Consider the following 15,313-nt stretch of genomic DNA (forward strand, 5'->3'; position numbering starts at 1 on the left):
TGGCGACCCGCTAGTCGCGGGTCAGGCGGCGGTGCGTCACGCGGTGCGGCTTTGCGGCATCAGCGCCGAGGCGCTCCACCTTGTTCTCCTCGTAGGAGTCGAAGTTACCTTCGAACCAGTACCACTTGGAGGGGTTCTCGTCGTCACCTTCGTAGGCGAGGATGTGGGTTGCTACCCTGTCCAGGAACCAACGGTCGTGGGAGACCACCACGGCGCAGCCGGGGAACTCGAGCAGGGCATTCTCCAGGCTGCTCAGGGTTTCGACGTCGAGGTCGTTGGTGGGCTCGTCGAGGAGCAGAAGATTGCCACCCTGCTTAAGGGTCAATGCAAGGTTGAGACGGTTACGCTCACCACCGGAGAGGACACCAGCCTTCTTTTGCTGGTCCGGTCCCTTGAAGCCGAACGCCGAAACGTAGGCCCGCGAAGGCATTTCGACCTGCCCCACCTGGATGTAGTCGTGGCCTTCGGAAACAACTTCCCAGAGAGACTTATTGGGATCTATACCGCCGCGGGACTGGTCCACGTAGGAGATCTTTACGGACTCGCCGATCTTGAGCTCACCATCGTCCAGGGGCTCCATGCCGACGATGGTTTTGAACAAGGTGGACTTACCCACACCGTTCGGTCCAATAACGCCAACGATGCCGTTGCGGGGCAACGAGAAGGAGAGGTCTTCGATCAGGACGCGGTCGTCGAACCCCTTCTTCAGATTCTTGGCTTCGATGACCACGGAACCCAGGCGCGGACCCGGAGGAATCTGGATCTCTTCGAAGTCCAACTTGCGGGTGCGCTCGGCCTCTGCGGCCATTTCTTCATAGCGGGCCAAACGAGCCTTGGACTTGGTCTGGCGGCCCTTGGCGTTGGAGCGCACCCATTCAAGTTCTTCGCTGAGGCGCTTGGACAGCTTTGCGTCCTTCTTGCCCTGGACCTCAAGGCGGGCCTTCTTCTTCTCCAGGTAGGTGGAGTAGTTACCTTCGTACGGGTAAAGGTGGCCGCGGTCGACTTCTGCGATCCACTCAGCCACGTGATCCAGGAAGTAGCGGTCGTGAGTCACGGCAAGGACGGCACCGGGGTACTGGGAGAGGTGCTGCTCAAGCCACAGTACGCTTTCGGCGTCCAAGTGGTTGGTGGGCTCGTCAAGGAGCAGGAGGTCCGGCTTCTGGAGGAGAAGCTTGCACAGCGCTACGCGGCGGCGCTCACCACCGGAGAGGACCGTGACATCGGAATCAGCCGGCGGGCATCGCAGGGCGTCCATGGCCTGCTCGAGCTGGGAATCGATATCCCAGGCATCGGCAGCGTCAATCGCTTCCTGCAACTTGCCCATCTCATCCAGCAGAGTGTCGTAGTCTGCATCCGGGTTGGCCATCTCTTCGGAGATCTCGTTGAAACGCTGGATCTTGCCGTAGATCTCGCCAACGCCTTCCTGGACGTTGCCAAGGACGGTTTTTTCCTCATTCAGCGGCGGTTCCTGCAAGAGGATGCCCACGGTGTAACCGGGGCTCAGGCGGGCCTCGCCGTTTGAAGGAGTGTCCAGTCCTGCCATGATCTTCAGGATGGTGGACTTGCCAGCACCGTTCGGGCCTACGACGCCGATTTTCGCGCCGGGGTAGAACGACATGCTGACGTCGTCCAAAATAAGTTTGTCGCCAACGGCCTTGCGAGCCTTGGTCATCGTATAAATGAATTCCGCCATGCCCTTAAATCTAGTGGGTAGGCGGACAGATCTCACATTCGGTGCTATCGGGCCCTGTCAGCAGCTCCGTGGGGAAGTACTGCTAACGAACGCTGCCCACGAAGCATTTCCCGGTGGCAAGTACTGGCAGAACGCTCATCACGACGCCTCCATCCCGGATCTGGCCCATGACACAACTATCGCCTGCCAGCGCCGCGGCTTCCAACGCATCAACATCAAGACCTGTGGGCGTCCGGCTGACGGACACTTCCACGTTGGCTTGGGGAATGCCCGCTGATACCAGGGCTGCGCGAACGGATTCCGTATCCGGTTTGGGGTTGGCCGCCACGATCTTCTTCAGCGTTGCCTCCACAGCCGTGCTCGTGGCCACTATGGCGGGGTCCACGCTGGGTTCAGCACTGGCTTGGAGGGATGTGGGGCTCGAAGAAGTTGGGCCTGCCGTAGGTTGTGGTGACGATGCAGCGCATGCCGTCAGTGCAAGGGCAGCAACAAGGACCAGGAAGGCCCCGGCAGCCCTACCGTTCAGCTGAAAGTTGCTTTCACGACTCGACTGCTCCACCCTGGTTCCCCTGCTCATCACATAGCCATTCTGCCATTCCCATGGACGGCCCGCGGGCGTAGCGTGGGCCAAGTGGTGGCGCGCCTGAATCGGCGGCCGCGGGAAGGAGAAACCCATGGAAGGAAAAATCCCTGACGCCGAGGCGTCGATCACCGTTGCCGCCCCGCGCGAGCAGGTATGGAAGGCCCTGACCGATCCTGGCCTCATCAAGGAATACTTCCTCGGAACCAATGTCGAAACAACCTGGCGGGTAGGCGATCCCATCACTTACTCCGGCGAGTACAACGGCAAGGCATACGAGGACAAGGGCATCATCCTGGCCTTCGAACCCTTGCAGCTCTTGAAAACCACTCACTACAGTCCTTCATCGGGACTTCCCGATTCCCCCGGAAATTATCACACGGTGGAATACCGCCTGGCCGATGCGGACAAAGGAACATCCGTGACCATTACGCAGGGCAACAACAAGAGCGAAGAAGAAGTGGAGCATTCGGCAGCGACGTGGCGCATGGTTCTTCAGAACCTCAAGGAATTTCTTGAGTGACAGCCTAAAGAGCCACGTAGTTAAAGAATCAATCCCCCGGAACCCTGCAGGTTCCGGGGGATTTCCTGTGCCCCAGGAGGGAATCGAACCCCCGACCGGCGGATTAGAAGGCCGCTGCTCTATCCCCTGAGCTACTGGGGCGCACAGGCGCCAATACAAGCCTAAGCCGCTGGCGCCACAAAGAGTTTACAGTGCATTCGGACTGCAGCCTGCCAGCCCACGCCCACAGGCACTTCTCCTCCACAACAACCCTGCGAGGCGGAGTTATTCACATAGGGCAAGACCGCTCTCCCCAGCCTTGTTTGCATGCATGAGGCTAAGAGGGCCGGACGGGCACTTTCCTACATCGAGAAGGACCACCATGAACGACACCATTACTCTTCGGGGCTTTGTAGCCTCGGAAGTCAAGAGTTCGACCACCACACGCGGAACGTCCACTGCTTCATTTCGCCTCGGGACAACTGAACGGCGCTACGACCGGGCCAGCAATACATGGGTGGACGGCAACACCAACTGGTACACGGTGCAGTCCTTCCGCTACTTGGCCGGCCACGTTGGCTGCAGCGTGAAGAAGGGTCAACGCGTCATCGTCGTGGGAAAACTCCGTCTAAGGCAGTGGGAACACGAGGGCAAGATCTACCATGTGGCAGAAATCGACGCGGAATCAGTCGGGCACGATCTCATGTGGGGTTCTGCGAACTTCACCCGGATGAACGGGACGTCGGCTCCAGCCGACTCAAACCCCTCCGGCGAGGCAGCCGGGAAGCTTGGAGATCCGGGGATTGAGTGGGAGGCCGGCGACAACGAACAAGCGCCCCCGGAGGACGAGACAGAAACAGTGGACGTCGACGATCCGGACGGCGCCGGTCCGCTGGTGGTAAACACCACCACAGGTGAGTTGGTGGGTGCCGGGGCTTGAACCTTCGCGTCGGGGACCGCGATGAAACTGGTGGGACCAGCCCCGCAGTAGCCCCACAGTGGAGATTACTCTGGGTCCATGGCATACGACGCAGCAGTACCCCGACTGGAGACAGCTCCGGCATCCTGGGAGGCCGTGGAGAAATTATTCGGGGTCAAGGGCGAGCCATCCCGGTGCTGGTGCCGCTGGTTCGCCCTCCCGGGCAAGGAATTCAGGTCCAAGGCACCAACCGAACTCAAGGAGCTCCTGCGGGCCCGCTTCGACGAGGATCCAGAGCCAGGGGTGCTGGCATTCCGGGGTGGTCAGGCGGTCGGCTGGTGCGCTGTGGAACCGCGGGCAAACTATCCCCGCATAGAACGGTCGCAGCTTCTTCGGGCAGCGGACCTGCCGCCCGTTGACGTTGGGACCCTTTGGTCGGTGAGCTGTTTTGTGGTTTCACCGAACCATCGGCGATCAGGAGTTGCCGCGACGTTACTCCGGGCAGCCGTCAACCATGCCTTCAATAACGGAGCCACCACCCTTGAGGCGTATCCCGTCGACACCAGCCTTCGTCCAAAGGCTGCTCCGTCCGACTTGTATCACGGCACGGTTTCGCTGTTCGTTGAAAGTGGGTTCTCAGTGGTATCAACTCCCATTCCCGGGCGCGCCATCGTTCGAGTCAACAGCAAGACCGCATAAGACTGCTGGCCTCGCGGTCGCTTGTATGGGGCGGAGAACAAAGACGATTTCCGGGTTGGACACTTCCCAGGACGGCCAGTCATACTGCCCAGTCATACAGTTGAGGAATGGAGAACAAGGACCTGCTTGAGGCCATCCGGTCAAAACTTCGATCTGCCGGGGATCCCGAGCGTGCCCGGGGAGCGCAGGCGTATATGAAGTCGGACATGCCCTCGTGGGGTATCCGGGTGCCAGAGGTGCGAAGAATCGCCAAGGCGGCGGCCAGGCAGTTTCCCATCTCTTCACCCGGCAGCCTTCGGGAGGCCGTTCATGATTTGTGGCGGAATGCCCAGGCGCGCGAAGAACGATATGCAGCCATTGAGTTGACAGGCCTGCCGATGGTCAAGGAAGACCTTGCCATGCTGCCTGTCTATGAGGAAATAATCCGCACCGGCGCCTGGTGGGACCTCGTCGACGGAGTGGCCCACCGTCTCTGTGCCCTTCTCCTTGCCCATAGGTCCACCATGACGCCTCTTTTGCTGCAATGGTCCACGGACGAGGACATGTGGATCCGAAGGGCGTCCATTACTGCTCAATTGGCAGCCAAGACGCTGACGGACCCCGGGCTGCTGGCGGCCGTTATCAAACCCAACCTTGCCGACAACGAGTTCTTCATCCGGAAGGCCATCGGATGGGCCTTGCGGGAGTACAGCAAGACGAACCCCGAGTGGGTCAGGGCATTCGCCGCAGAGAATGCTCCAGCGCTCAGCCCGCTCTCCACACGTGAGGCAGTACGGCTTCTGTCCTCACATTAAGCATTCGGCTGTCCTCACATTAAGCAGTCGGCCAGGAGCCGTCGGGAGACTCAGGCAATCCTCAGATGATCGGGCGCAGGCCTGGTTCGTCGCGCTTGCGGAAAAGGCTTTTCGTCTTCGGATCCACGAAGATCAAGTAGACGGCAAACAGGAGCGCGATGATGGCTGCCGCGTTCCGCGCCAGGGTCAGGGCAAGGCCGAGATCCTCGCTCTGAAGATAGGGAAACACATCCAGTTGGTCCGAGATGGCGTAGACCATGAAGAACGACACCACGAAGTAGACAGCCTTCACCTGCCAATCATTGCGTATGCCGGTAACCGCAAATAATGGAATCAACCACACGACGTACCACGACTGGATCATCGGGGCCAACAGGACGATCGCCGCAAAGGCCAGGGTGAGCCGGCGCATCAGGCGGTCGTGTTCTCCCCGGAAGACCTGCCAGGCGATGGCTCCCACCATTAGCACTTTGCCGGCGTCGTAAACCCACTTCGCCATGCCCCAGCCGTCAAGTCCAAATACATTGAAGATCGAGGCGACAACCAAGCCGATCAAACCGATGGGCGCATACCAAATCCAGACGCTCCCGGGGGCAGACAGGCCCTTCACCCACCCAAACCCAAACCCGTTGACCAGGCTCATGGCGTACAGGAGGCCAAAGGTCAGGGCTGCTGTCAGGAACCAGAAAAGGATCTTACGCGGCCATGACGCACCCTTGCCCGCCCAGAGCAAGCCGATAAAGGGCAGGAAGACCACCGTAATTGGCTTGACCGAAATGGAGAGTGTCACCAGCACCAAGCCCAGGACCACCCGGCGGGTGGCGCAGTAGTACAGACCTGCCAAGGCCAGCCCGATCATGAGCGCGTCATTGTGGACACTGGCGATGAAGTTGGTGAGAAAGAGGGGGTTGGCGGCCGTCAACCATAGTGCACGGTGCGGATTGACACCGTGGAGTTCTGCCAGCTTGGGCACGTAGATGATGCAGAGTATGACGCCCGCAACTGCCACCAGCCTGAACAGCATGATGCAAGCCTCAGGTTGGACATTGGTCACCCAAACAACGAATTGTTCGATCCAGAGGAAGAACTGGCCGTAGGGAACGGGAGCTTCCGTCCACATCTTGTCGGCGCCCAATTGGAAGTAGTTCGGGAGGGCGGAAATCCCATTCTCGTAGGGATTCATCCCCTCAACCATGAGTCTGCCTTGCCCGATGTAGGCGTAAACGTCCCTGCTGAACAGCGGGACAGTGAACATCATGGGCAGTCCCCAGGCCACCACAGCCTGCAACGTGGCCTTGCGGGCTTGAAGTCCCCAAACCCGGACACGCTGCCCCAGGCGCAGCCAGGCCCGGACCAGCAGCATGCCTCCAACAGCCAGCAGGACGATGGACAGCGCGACGCCCACACCTTCGGTGCGCATCCAGATGAAAAGCGGAAGCCGGCGAAGTTCAGACACCGGTGCGAGCCAGCCAACGCCCAGCGAGCCGAAGACAAGGAACATCGAGCCAATGAAACCGGCGATCAGCGGGGACCTGGCGTTATCCACTTCGTTGGCAGCAGCATCCGCGGGCGGCGCTTCTTTCCCTGCCTTCTGGGCGGCGGGTACAGGCACCGTCATGTGGTCTTCATCCAATCGTTTGCCCGTTGCGTTCCGGGACAGAAATCTGAATTTCTGGGGGCTGTCCACGGCAGGAAGAAAGGACACTGCCGTGCTCAAAAATCCTACCATCGGAGCACTTGGAACCGCCTGAAGGATAGGCTAGGCGCGTGCCTATTACTAATGAACGCATCGTCTGGATTGACTGCGAAATGACCGGCCTGGACCTCAAGAACGACGCCCTGATCGAGGTTGCGGCGCTCGTGACGGACTCCGAGCTCAACATACTGGGCGATGGCGTGGACGTCGTCATCAAGCCCGACGACGCAGCGCTGGAGCAAATGAACGACTTCGTTCGCGACATGCACACGCGCTCCAAACTCCTTGACGAACTCCCCCACGGCAAGACGATGGCCGAGGCCGAGGCGCAGGTGCTTGAGTACATCGAGAAGTGGGTTCCGGACCCACGCAAGGCCCCGTTGGGAGGCAACTCGGTGGGCACGGACAGGATGTTCCTGGCCAGGGACATGCCGAACATTGTGGAGCACCTCCACTATCGCGTCATCGATGTCAGTACCATCAAGGAACTCTCGCGCCGCTGGTTCCCGCGGGCCTACTTCCAGTCGCCCGCCAAGCATGGCGGACATCGCGCACTGGGCGACATCAAGGATTCCATCGACGAGCTCCGCTACTACAGGCAGGCCGTTTTTGTACCCGCCCCTGGGCCCGACACTGCTACCGCCCAGCGCATCTCCAAGGACATCACGGCGACTGCTGAGACTCTGAGTTCAACAGAAACCATGTGATCTGCGCCATTTTTGAAGGTTTTTTCGTCGAAACCGGCAAAAGTGGACTTTTCACCCCAAAACAGCAGGTAAGCTATTTGTCGTTGCCTTCACGGAATGCCGGTCATACGGACTTACCGAAAAAAGGCACATGGTGGGCGTAGCTCAGTTGGCAGAGCGCCTGGTTGTGGTCCAGGAGGTCGCGGGTTCAACCCCCGTCGCTCACCCCGCCGAGATTGGCTTAGAAGCCGGTTTCCACAAAGGCCGCACCGGTTATCCGGTGCGGCCTTTGTTTTGTTTTGGCCCGACCAAGGAAGAGCTGACATGACCGTCCTCCCTGTGACCATTTGGGGCGAACCCGTTTTGCATCGTCGGGCAAGTGAAGTCGAAGTATTCGATGACGATCTCCGAAAACTCATCGCGGACATGTTCGAAACCAATGAAGCCGCGAACGGAGTTGGTCTCGCCGCACCCCAGGTGGGAGTCGGGAAGCGCATCTTTGTATATAAGTACGCCAACGACGACGACGCCCCGGATCAAGGCGTTCTGGTGAATCCCGTGTTGACGCTCTCAAAGATCTCCGGAGCCCTCCCGGACCCGGAAGAGCACGTTGAAGGCTGCCTCTCCTTCCCCGGAGAGCACTACCCTCTGCAGCGCGCTGAATGGGCCCGCGTGCAAGGCTTTGACGGTGACGGAAAACCGGTGGATTTCGAGGCTACAGGCTGGTTCGCTCGAGTCATGCAACACGAGTACGACCATTTGGACGGCAAGCTTTACGTCAACCGCCTTGTGGACCGATATGCCCGGAAGGCAATGAAGCAGGCCAAGAAGAACGGTTGGGGCGTTCCCGGATTGACATGGATGCCTGGCGTCGACCCCGATCCTTTCGGACACTGATTTTCGATGACCCAAGCGCCCCATGCAGAATTGTTCGAGCTCCTGGACATTACCGGCGAGGACGCCATGGAATGCGCCGCGCTCTTGGACGGAAACCCCAGTGGCAACGTCTTGGAAGCATTGGAGCTGCTGCAGCAACGGCTTGGCACTTTTCCGGCCGACAGTATTTCGGCCGACGCAGTTTCGCCCAGGCAGCCTGGGGAGAGTGTCTGGGTCGAGGCGCTGCTCCGCTTCGCACCCAGAGTCCACTCATACCATTTGGAACTGGGAATCAGCGCCGACGTGTCAGCAGCCACCCTCGCCGACGTGGGGCTCCAGCTCCGCATCAACCGCCGCGTTCATGGACGTTTCGGCCTGGACACGTGGGGCTGGCTGACGTTGCATATGGCAGGGAATCTGTTCCGGCTCGGCCGGTTGCAATTCCATTTGATCCGGAGCCCGCGTGACGACGGGCCTTCGGGCAACGTGGCGTACGCATCCGATTGGGTCTTGGGTATCCACATTCCCGAGGACGGAGGCCTCTCCCCCGCCCTGGTAGACGCCAGCTTTGACGAGGCACGTTCGTTCTTTCCGCACTATTTCCCGGACAAGCCAGCCACTGTGGCCACGTGCGAGTCCTGGATGCTGGATCCCTACCTGGTTAAAAGGCTTCCAAACAGCAACATCGCATCCTTCGCCCGCCGTTTCACACTGGACAGGTGCACCGATGCGCCCACTGATGCGGTTTATTTCACGTTTCGGCACCGGGGGCTTGAGGGCCTGGACCGGCTACCGCGGGAGACCTCCCTTCAGCGCGTTGTCCTGGAGAGAATCGACGACGGCGGTACCTGGCAACTGGGACACGGTCACCTGGCACTGTAAATGGTTTGCTGATCCGGACAGGAAGAGAGGACGCGCATCATGGCGTCCTTCTCCGCCTGGGTGACCCAGAGCTTGTAGGCTGCCTTGACGGAGATCTGCCGTGCTACGTAGTGACACCGGAAGTTCTTGTTCGGCGGCAGCCAAGTGGCGGCGTCGCCTGCGCCCTTCTTCACATTCTCGGCGCCATCAGCCGCAATCAGGTTCAACGGATCATTTGCCAGCCTTTGGCGTTGCTGCACCGTTAATTGCTTGGCACCCTTCTGCCATGCGTCGGCCAAAGCCACAATGTGGTCGATCTGAACATCAGCGCTGGTGTCCTGACCTCGGCGGAAGGTCACGTGGGCACCCGTGTAGGGTTCCTGGAACTCTCCAGTGGCAACCCTGCATGAGGAGCCGCTGGTGAACTCCACGGACGACAGGTCCCTGCGCAAGATGTCGTTCCTGGTGTCGCATCCGTTTCGATCGGCATCCAGCCATGCCTGGCCGAATGCGGTTCGCTCATAGTCTTCCTGGGATGCCCGTCCCTTAACTTCCAGCTGTGCGAGTGCCGCGCTTGCCTTCTCCGCGGGAACGGCCTCGATCCCGGCAATGGGTTTCATCCAAGCGGGATTAAAGACCGGCGCATCACTGGGACCGGAGACCCATGGCTCGGCTGCGTTGAACTGGCCTGTGGTGAAGAACCAAGACAGGCCTGCCGCGAGGGTTGCGGCTACTAATCCTAGAATGGCCCAAGCTTGGCGTGATCGTCTGCGCGCGCGTTTGTAGGCAGACCAGGTGATACTCAAGGGGCTCCGTCCAGTCGGGGTGGGTGGTGTCCTACGAGCGTAGGACACGGCACCGACAGTCAGAGCCGATATTCACAGTGTGTAGGAGAAGTCACACTGCAGTGTGGGGAACTTCCCCGGGTTACTGCTCGCGCATAACGCGTTGGAGGTCTTCAGCAGCCACCTCCAGCAGCGTGCGCAATTGCTGGACGCGCTCGTCGCTGACGTCCCCCGCGGCGTTTGCTGCAATGGCGTGGTCCAGCAGTTTCTGTGCCTGCTTGTGGTTGGCCCGTGCTACATCCAGCGCATGTTCCAGCGTTGTCTCGTGTTCCAAAGTTGATTCATTTTCCATGAACCCATTTTGGTCAGGTTTCCCGGCTGATACCAGTAACTCAGCCGGGAAACCCGTGAATACTTCCGGCTTAGGCGTTCGCTGCCTCAAGCACTGCAATAGGCGCCACGATGTCGCGGGCAGGGAAGGACGGCGGGTTTACGCCGGCCATTTCCTCCATGACACGGACTACCTGGCAGGAGTAGCCGAATTCGTTGTCGTACCAAACGTAGAGAACGAGGTTCTTGTCGTTGGAAATAGTGGCCAGGCCATCAACGATGCCTGCCCGGCGGGAACCGACGAAGTCGGTGGAGACAACGTCCGGAGAGTCGATGTAGTCGATCTGCTTGCGCAACTGCGAGTGCAGCGACATTTCGCGGAGGTAGTCGTTAACCTCATCGCGCGTGGTGCCCTTGGCAAGGTTGAGGTTGAGGATCGCCATGGACACATCCGGGGTAGGTACGCGGATCGCGTTGCCGGTGAGCTTGCCCTGGAGTTCCGGAAGCGCCTTGGCAACAGCCTTGGCTGCACCCGTCTCCGTGATAACCATGTTCAGGGCCGCCGAACGGCCGCGGCGATCGCCCTTGTGGAAGTTGTCGATCAGGTTTTGGTCGTTCGTGAACGAGTGCACCGTTTCAACGTGGCCGTGGATGATACCGAATTTGTCGTTGATGGCCTTCAGCACCGGCGTGATGGCGTTGGTTGTGCACGACGCAGCCGTGACGATCTTGTCGTCATCGGAGATGTCGGACTGGTTGATTCCGTGGACGATGTTCTTCAGATCGCCCTTGCCCGGCGCCGTCAGCAGGACGCGCGCAACACCCTTGCGTTGCAGGTGCTGGGACAGGCCCTCAGCATCGCGCCAACGCCCGGTGTTGTCCACTACCAGGGCATCCTCGATGCCATAGGCGGTGTAGTCCACGGTTGCGGGGTTGTCGGAGTAGATGACCTGGATCTGAACACCGTTGGCGGTGATGGTGTTGGCTTCTTCGTCCACGCGAATGGTTCCTTCAAAGGAACCGTGTACGGAGTCGCGGCGCAGGAGGCTGGCGCGCTTGACGAGGTCGTTCTCGGCGCCCTTGCGGACGACGATGGCACGCAGCCGCAGGCCATGCCCGCCACCGGCTTTTTCAATCAGGATGCGGGCCAGGAGGCGGCCGATGCGGCCGAAGCCGTACAGCACGACGTCGGTGCTGGTGCGGTCATCAGCGCCACGCTTTCCGACGATTTCGGCGAGCTCAGACCGCAGGAACTCATCCAAGGAGGTGCCGTGGCCCTCGACGCGGAACTTCTCCGTGAGACGGGCAATGTCGATCGCAGCCGCGCCGAGTTCCAGCTCAGCAAGCGCGTTCAACAGGGGTGCAGTTTCTTCGAGCAGGAGCTCGGTGTTGCTCATCCGGCGCGCAAAGCGGTGGGCCTTCAGGATGTTCATGGTCGACTTGTTGATCAGGCTCCGGCCGTGGATGCTCGTGACCACGTTGTTTTCCCGGTACAACCGGCCGATTACCGGAATCATGGCCTCGGCGAGAGCCTCCCGGCCCATCCACTTATCAAGACAAGAATCTGACGTCTGGCTCACAGAACTACCTTCCTTGGGTCAACCACATACGTCCTCGTATGCAGATGGCGGCCGCCCGGAGTAATCCTGCGGCACGAGCACTGGCCGGGCTTCGGTCCGCCCACAGCGCCTTGAACGATTGCAAAGAAAAGACCGCCGGCTGCGAACGCAGTCCCGGCGGCAGAACATCTACGTTCATAACAAGTCTAAGGCGGAAGGGTGCCCTCTTGGGCGCCCGGGGGCGTGAAATCACTCACATGGCAGTCACAATGGACGTCACATGCCTGGGACCTAGTGGCAAATGTGTGGATGGGTTGACCGATACGCCGGGTTCTGTCATCCCTTGCCGTTGCCGGCAAAGGAGTGGCGGCCATCCATCTACGAACGCCGTTGCCGGCGCCCTCCAGCAGCCTACCCGGACACTCGGGCGAGCAGCCCTCAAACGTGTCCTGTCTGGCCTTGCTCCGGGTGGGGTTTACCTAGCCTCCCCGGTCACCCAGGGAGCTGGTGGTCTCTTACACCACCGTTTCACCCTTACCTGCCGTGTGCTGATGCAAGCATCACCACGCGCAGGCGGTCTGTTTTCTGTGGCACTGGCCTGCGGGTTACCCCGAGTGGGCGTTACCCACCACCCTGCTCTGCGGAGCCCGGACGTTCCTCGAGCCACTTGCGTGACGCGCGACCGCCTGGTCAACCCATCCGCCGTACAGTCTACCGGCGTCGAGGGTTGCCTCCGTCCCCGGTAATATCGTCTGGTGCTGATTCTGCTGCCGCCTTCCGAAGGCAAGACCCCCGCCGTCAAAGGTCCCGCCGTCGAATGGGAGTCGCTCAGCTTTCCGGAGCTCAACCCGTACCGCGCCAAGGTCCTGGACTCGTTGGGCACGGTTAGCGCGCACGAGGACGCCCTGGCATTGCTTGGCGTCGGCGCCTCGCTGAAGGACGACGTCGAACGTAATACCCGGCTGCATGCGGAACCAGCGGCGCCGGCCCACCAGGTCTACTCCGGAGTCCTGTATGACGCGCTCGGCTTTAATTCCATGACGCCGGCCCAACGACGCAAGGCAACCGAATCGATTCTGGTGGTTTCGGCATTATGGGGTGCCATCGGTTTTGGTGACCATGTGCCGGCTTACCGGCTGTCCATGGGAACGGCACTGCCCGACGTCGGACGCCTCGCCTCGTTCTGGAAGCCGAACCTGAATGCGGCCCTCGCCGAACGAGCTGAAGGAGAATTGCTGGTTGATTGCCGCTCCAGCACGTATGCAGCTGCGTGGGCTCCACCAGCACTGCAAACCGTGACGGTGAATGTTTTCAACGAGGCAAACGGCAAGCGCACCGTGGTCAGCCACTTCGCCAAACACACGCGGGGTGAGTTTGCCAGGCATCTGCTGACCAGGCGTGGCAAGGTGCCCGCAACACCTGATCAACTGCTGAAAGCGGCCAAGGAGGTCTGGATGGCGGAACTCGTTTCCGGTACGGCCCGCAAGCCACACGCCCTGAATATCATTCTGGGCAGCTAGGTCAGTTCCACTCCGCCGAACGGACCAGGATGCATCCAGAGTCCGGGCAGAAAACGATGTCGTCGTCAGCCGCAGCCTTGACTTCAGCGAGGTCGCCGGGGCTGAGCATCATGCCTGAACCTTCCGATTTACCGTGAAAGAGCCTGGCGGCGCCGACGCCGCGCTTGGCGATCGTCTTCTCATAGACTGCAAGCATTCCGGCGTCGAGGGCCTCCGCGAACGCGGCACGCTGCCCGCGGACCAGGGTTTCCTCGGCGGCGATTTCAGCAATCGCCTCATCCAATTCTGCGCGGATGCCGGCAAATGAACCCTGGATGTCATCCACGATGGCCTGTTGTGCGGCCTGGCGCTCCCGCAGGGTGTCTAAACGCTCCAGGATTTCAAGCTCAACGTCCTCAAGGTCCGAGCGGCGCTTGTTAAGGGATGCGATGTCACTCTGAAGCGCCACCAGGTCCTTGGAGAGACCGGTTCCGCTGTTGAGCCTGGCCTCGTCACGTTCGATGCGGGAGGTGACCTGCTCCACGTCCGCTTCGGAACGACGCAGTTCGGCTTCGGCGTCGTGCACCGCCATCTTGGCGGCGCCAAGTTCACCATTGGCTACATTCAGTGCATCCTGCAGGTCAGCTATCCGTGGATCTGTTTCCAGCACCTTCCGGCGGCCGGCCAACGATTTGAGCTTGGCGTCCAGTCCCTGCAGTTCAAGCAATTTCAGTTGTTCTGCCGGTGCTGCTTTCGCCACGCTTACCTCCGCTTGTGTCGCTTCCGGAGCTGGGAATCAGTTCCGGATGGACGGCCACCGTTGAGTGGGTTCGTCCGTGTCTTCTAGACTCTAGTCCCCGCCGGGAGTGAGTATGAAGTCCCAGGGATCGCTATTGGTGCTGCTCACGCGGATCTCGACATCGTAGCCCTGGTCTGTAAGTACATTGCCGAGCGCTTCAGCGGCTACGGGCAGCCACAGCCATTCACTGGCAAAGTGCGAAACGTCAATGAGGTACGGACGGCCGTTGACGGCACCTTCCCGCGCTTCCGACGCCGGGTGGTGCCGCATGTCGGCCGTCACGTAGACATCTGCATGGCTGGCCCTGACGGCATCGAACAAGCTGTCCCCGGCACCACCACAGACGGCGACGCGCCGTAGCAGACCGTCCTTGTCACCGGCCACGCGGACCCCTCCGGCCACCGCGGGGAGCATCCCAAAGACGCGGGCAGCGAAATCGCCAAGGGTCATGAGCTCAGGAAGATCACCAACCCGGCCAATGCCTTCCTCGGGCAAACCATTGGCGGCAGGAGTAAGCGGAGCAACGTTCTCCAGGCCAAAGGCGTCCGCCAATACGTCGGATACGCCGCCGACTGCGGAGTCACCGTTGGTGTGGACGGTCAGGAGTCCGGTGCCAGCTTCGATCAGCCGATGCACCGCCAAGCCCTTGGCCGAGGTAGCGGCGACGGAGTTCACGCCTTTGAGCAGCAGCGGATGATGGGTAATCAAGAGTCCGGCACCCCACTCAATGGCCTCGTCGATGACAGCAAGGGTGGGATCCACAGCAAACAGGATCTTGGTGACGGGTGTGTTGGGGCGTCCAACTACGAGGCCCACCTCGTCCCAATCCTCAGCCAAGGACTCCGGCCAGAGTTCCTCAACAGCAAGCAACACCTGGCCAAGGGTTGGGTCTCCGCTCGCTTCCACTGTCCCGGCGTCGTCGCCGGAATCCGCATCAGAAATGGCGGTGTCTACTGCTTCCATACTCTTATTCTTACCTACTGGGCCGGATGGGGCAGTCTTGGTTGCTGCCGTACCTGCCCAGCGGCGTTATTC

At 60.5% G+C, this 15,313-nt stretch carries 16 protein-coding genes, 2 tRNA genes and 1 other RNA gene; 9 read left to right on the plus strand and 10 right to left on the minus strand.

From position 1 onward, the window contains the following. Positions 1-10: 10 nt before the first annotated feature. Positions 11-1,693, minus strand: a complete 1,683-nt coding sequence (gene ettA, locus LDN90_RS14360; protein ID WP_223946257.1) for an energy-dependent translational throttle protein EttA — start codon at positions 1,691-1,693, stop codon at positions 11-13. 82 nt (positions 1,694-1,775) lie between these two features. Beyond that, complete coding sequence (locus LDN90_RS14365) at positions 1,776-2,270, minus strand: hypothetical protein (RefSeq protein ID WP_223946258.1); 495 nt, start codon at positions 2,268-2,270, stop codon at positions 1,776-1,778. 97 nt (positions 2,271-2,367) lie between these two features. Between LDN90_RS14365 and LDN90_RS14370 the strand changes: the two genes are divergently transcribed. Continuing rightward, complete coding sequence (locus tag LDN90_RS14370; RefSeq protein ID WP_223946259.1) at positions 2,368-2,796, plus strand: SRPBCC domain-containing protein; 429 nt, start codon at positions 2,368-2,370, stop codon at positions 2,794-2,796. Positions 2,797-2,864: 68 nt separating this feature from the next. Here the strand turns inward: LDN90_RS14370 and LDN90_RS14375 are convergent. Further along, positions 2,865-2,937 (minus strand) — tRNA-Arg (locus LDN90_RS14375). 220 nt (positions 2,938-3,157) lie between these two features. On the opposite strand from LDN90_RS14375, the gene LDN90_RS14380 reads away from it, so the two are divergent. The 3 genes from LDN90_RS14380 to LDN90_RS14390 all read left to right on the plus strand — a co-directional run bounded on the left by LDN90_RS14380 (position 3,158) and on the right by LDN90_RS14390 (position 5,187). Then, on the plus strand, positions 3,158-3,715 hold the full coding sequence (locus LDN90_RS14380; RefSeq protein ID WP_223946260.1) for a single-stranded DNA-binding protein: 558 nt from the start codon (positions 3,158-3,160) through the stop codon (positions 3,713-3,715). A 78-nt stretch (positions 3,716-3,793) separates the two neighbouring features. Beyond that, the gene (locus LDN90_RS14385; RefSeq protein ID WP_223946261.1) at positions 3,794-4,393 is read left to right on the plus strand and encodes a GNAT family N-acetyltransferase; all 600 of its coding nucleotides are present in this window, start codon (positions 3,794-3,796) and stop codon (positions 4,391-4,393) included. Positions 4,394-4,500: 107 nt separating this feature from the next. Then, complete coding sequence (locus LDN90_RS14390) at positions 4,501-5,187, plus strand: DNA alkylation repair protein (RefSeq protein WP_223946262.1); 687 nt, start codon at positions 4,501-4,503, stop codon at positions 5,185-5,187. Between the two features lie 61 nt (positions 5,188-5,248). On the opposite strand, the gene mptB is transcribed toward LDN90_RS14390, so the two are convergent. Next, complete coding sequence (gene mptB, locus LDN90_RS14395; RefSeq protein WP_216925459.1) at positions 5,249-6,805, minus strand: polyprenol phosphomannose-dependent alpha 1,6 mannosyltransferase MptB; 1,557 nt, start codon at positions 6,803-6,805, stop codon at positions 5,249-5,251. A gap of 149 nt (positions 6,806-6,954) precedes the next feature. On the opposite strand from mptB, the gene orn reads away from it, so the two are divergent. The 4 genes from orn (at position 6,955) to LDN90_RS14415 (ending at position 9,327) form a co-directional block, all read left to right on the plus strand. After that, positions 6,955-7,590: an oligoribonuclease gene (gene orn, locus LDN90_RS14400; protein WP_216925458.1), complete on the plus strand. Its 636-nt coding sequence runs from the start codon at positions 6,955-6,957 to the stop codon at positions 7,588-7,590. A gap of 133 nt (positions 7,591-7,723) precedes the next feature. Then, positions 7,724-7,796 (plus strand) — tRNA-His (locus LDN90_RS14405). Between the two features lie 97 nt (positions 7,797-7,893). Further along, the gene (gene def, locus LDN90_RS14410) at positions 7,894-8,466 is read left to right on the plus strand and encodes a peptide deformylase (RefSeq protein WP_223946263.1); all 573 of its coding nucleotides are present in this window, start codon (positions 7,894-7,896) and stop codon (positions 8,464-8,466) included. Positions 8,467-8,472: 6 nt separating this feature from the next. Next, the gene (locus LDN90_RS14415; protein WP_223946264.1) at positions 8,473-9,327 is read left to right on the plus strand and encodes an acyltransferase domain-containing protein; all 855 of its coding nucleotides are present in this window, start codon (positions 8,473-8,475) and stop codon (positions 9,325-9,327) included. On the opposite strand, the gene LDN90_RS14420 is transcribed toward LDN90_RS14415, so the two are convergent. From LDN90_RS14420 to rnpB, 4 genes are all read right to left on the minus strand, one after another. After that, positions 9,312-10,112: an HNH endonuclease family protein gene (locus LDN90_RS14420; protein WP_216925455.1), complete on the minus strand. Its 801-nt coding sequence runs from the start codon at positions 10,110-10,112 to the stop codon at positions 9,312-9,314. The genes LDN90_RS14415 and LDN90_RS14420 overlap by 16 nt on opposite strands. Positions 10,113-10,233: 121 nt before the next feature. Beyond that, complete coding sequence (locus LDN90_RS14425) at positions 10,234-10,443, minus strand: hypothetical protein (RefSeq protein WP_216925454.1); 210 nt, start codon at positions 10,441-10,443, stop codon at positions 10,234-10,236. 70 nt (positions 10,444-10,513) lie between these two features. After that, positions 10,514-11,965 carry a glyceraldehyde-3-phosphate dehydrogenase gene (locus LDN90_RS14430; protein WP_263426297.1) on the minus strand — a complete coding sequence of 484 codons (1,452 nt, stop codon included), beginning with the start codon at positions 11,963-11,965 and terminating at the stop codon, positions 10,514-10,516. A gap of 321 nt (positions 11,966-12,286) precedes the next feature. Beyond that, an RNA gene (rnpB, locus tag LDN90_RS14435) (RNase P RNA component class A) lies at positions 12,287-12,678 on the minus strand. A 57-nt stretch (positions 12,679-12,735) separates the two neighbouring features. Between rnpB and LDN90_RS14440 the strand changes: the two genes are divergently transcribed. Continuing rightward, complete coding sequence (locus LDN90_RS14440; RefSeq protein ID WP_223946266.1) at positions 12,736-13,500, plus strand: peroxide stress protein YaaA; 765 nt, start codon at positions 12,736-12,738, stop codon at positions 13,498-13,500. A gap of 1 nt (position 13,501) precedes the next feature. Here LDN90_RS14440 and LDN90_RS14445 read toward each other — a convergent pair whose 3' ends face one another. Together LDN90_RS14445 and LDN90_RS14450 are read right to left on the minus strand one after the other, a co-directional pair. Next, positions 13,502-14,239, minus strand: a complete 738-nt coding sequence (locus LDN90_RS14445; RefSeq protein ID WP_223946267.1) for a C4-type zinc ribbon domain-containing protein — start codon at positions 14,237-14,239, stop codon at positions 13,502-13,504. A 90-nt stretch (positions 14,240-14,329) separates the two neighbouring features. Then, entirely contained in the window at positions 14,330-15,241 is a 912-nt protein-coding gene (locus LDN90_RS14450; RefSeq protein ID WP_216925450.1) for a Nif3-like dinuclear metal center hexameric protein, read from the minus strand. Positions 15,242-15,313: the final 72 nt, after the last annotated feature.

The sequence above is a fragment of the Arthrobacter sp. NtRootA1 genome (genome assembly GCF_019976975.1).
Lineage (GTDB): Bacteria > Actinomycetota > Actinomycetes > Actinomycetales > Micrococcaceae > Arthrobacter > Arthrobacter aromaticivorans.

Bases quoted from the DNA above. Each gene is read 5' to 3' on its own strand.
- ettA (WP_223946257.1), bottom strand. From the start codon at position 1,693: ATGGCGGAATTCATTTATACGATGACCAAGGCTCGCAAGGCCGTTGGC.
- LDN90_RS14365 (WP_223946258.1), bottom strand. From the start codon at position 2,270: ATGAGCAGGGGAACCAGGGTGGAGCAGTCGAGTCGTGAAAGCAACTTT.
- LDN90_RS14370 (WP_223946259.1), top strand. From the start codon at position 2,368: ATGGAAGGAAAAATCCCTGACGCCGAGGCGTCGATCACCGTTGCCGCC.
- LDN90_RS14380 (WP_223946260.1), top strand. From the start codon at position 3,158: ATGAACGACACCATTACTCTTCGGGGCTTTGTAGCCTCGGAAGTCAAG.
- LDN90_RS14385 (WP_223946261.1), top strand. From the start codon at position 3,794: ATGGCATACGACGCAGCAGTACCCCGACTGGAGACAGCTCCGGCATCC.
- LDN90_RS14390 (WP_223946262.1), top strand. From the start codon at position 4,501: ATGGAGAACAAGGACCTGCTTGAGGCCATCCGGTCAAAACTTCGATCT.
- mptB (WP_216925459.1), bottom strand. From the start codon at position 6,805: ATGACGGTGCCTGTACCCGCCGCCCAGAAGGCAGGGAAAGAAGCGCCG.
- def (WP_223946263.1), top strand. From the start codon at position 7,894: ATGACCGTCCTCCCTGTGACCATTTGGGGCGAACCCGTTTTGCATCGT.
- LDN90_RS14415 (WP_223946264.1), top strand. From the start codon at position 8,473: ATGACCCAAGCGCCCCATGCAGAATTGTTCGAGCTCCTGGACATTACC.
- LDN90_RS14425 (WP_216925454.1), bottom strand. From the start codon at position 10,443: ATGGAAAATGAATCAACTTTGGAACACGAGACAACGCTGGAACATGCG.
- LDN90_RS14430 (WP_263426297.1), bottom strand. From the start codon at position 11,965: ATGGGCCGGGAGGCTCTCGCCGAGGCCATGATTCCGGTAATCGGCCGG.
- LDN90_RS14450 (WP_216925450.1), bottom strand. From the start codon at position 15,241: ATGGAAGCAGTAGACACCGCCATTTCTGATGCGGATTCCGGCGACGAC.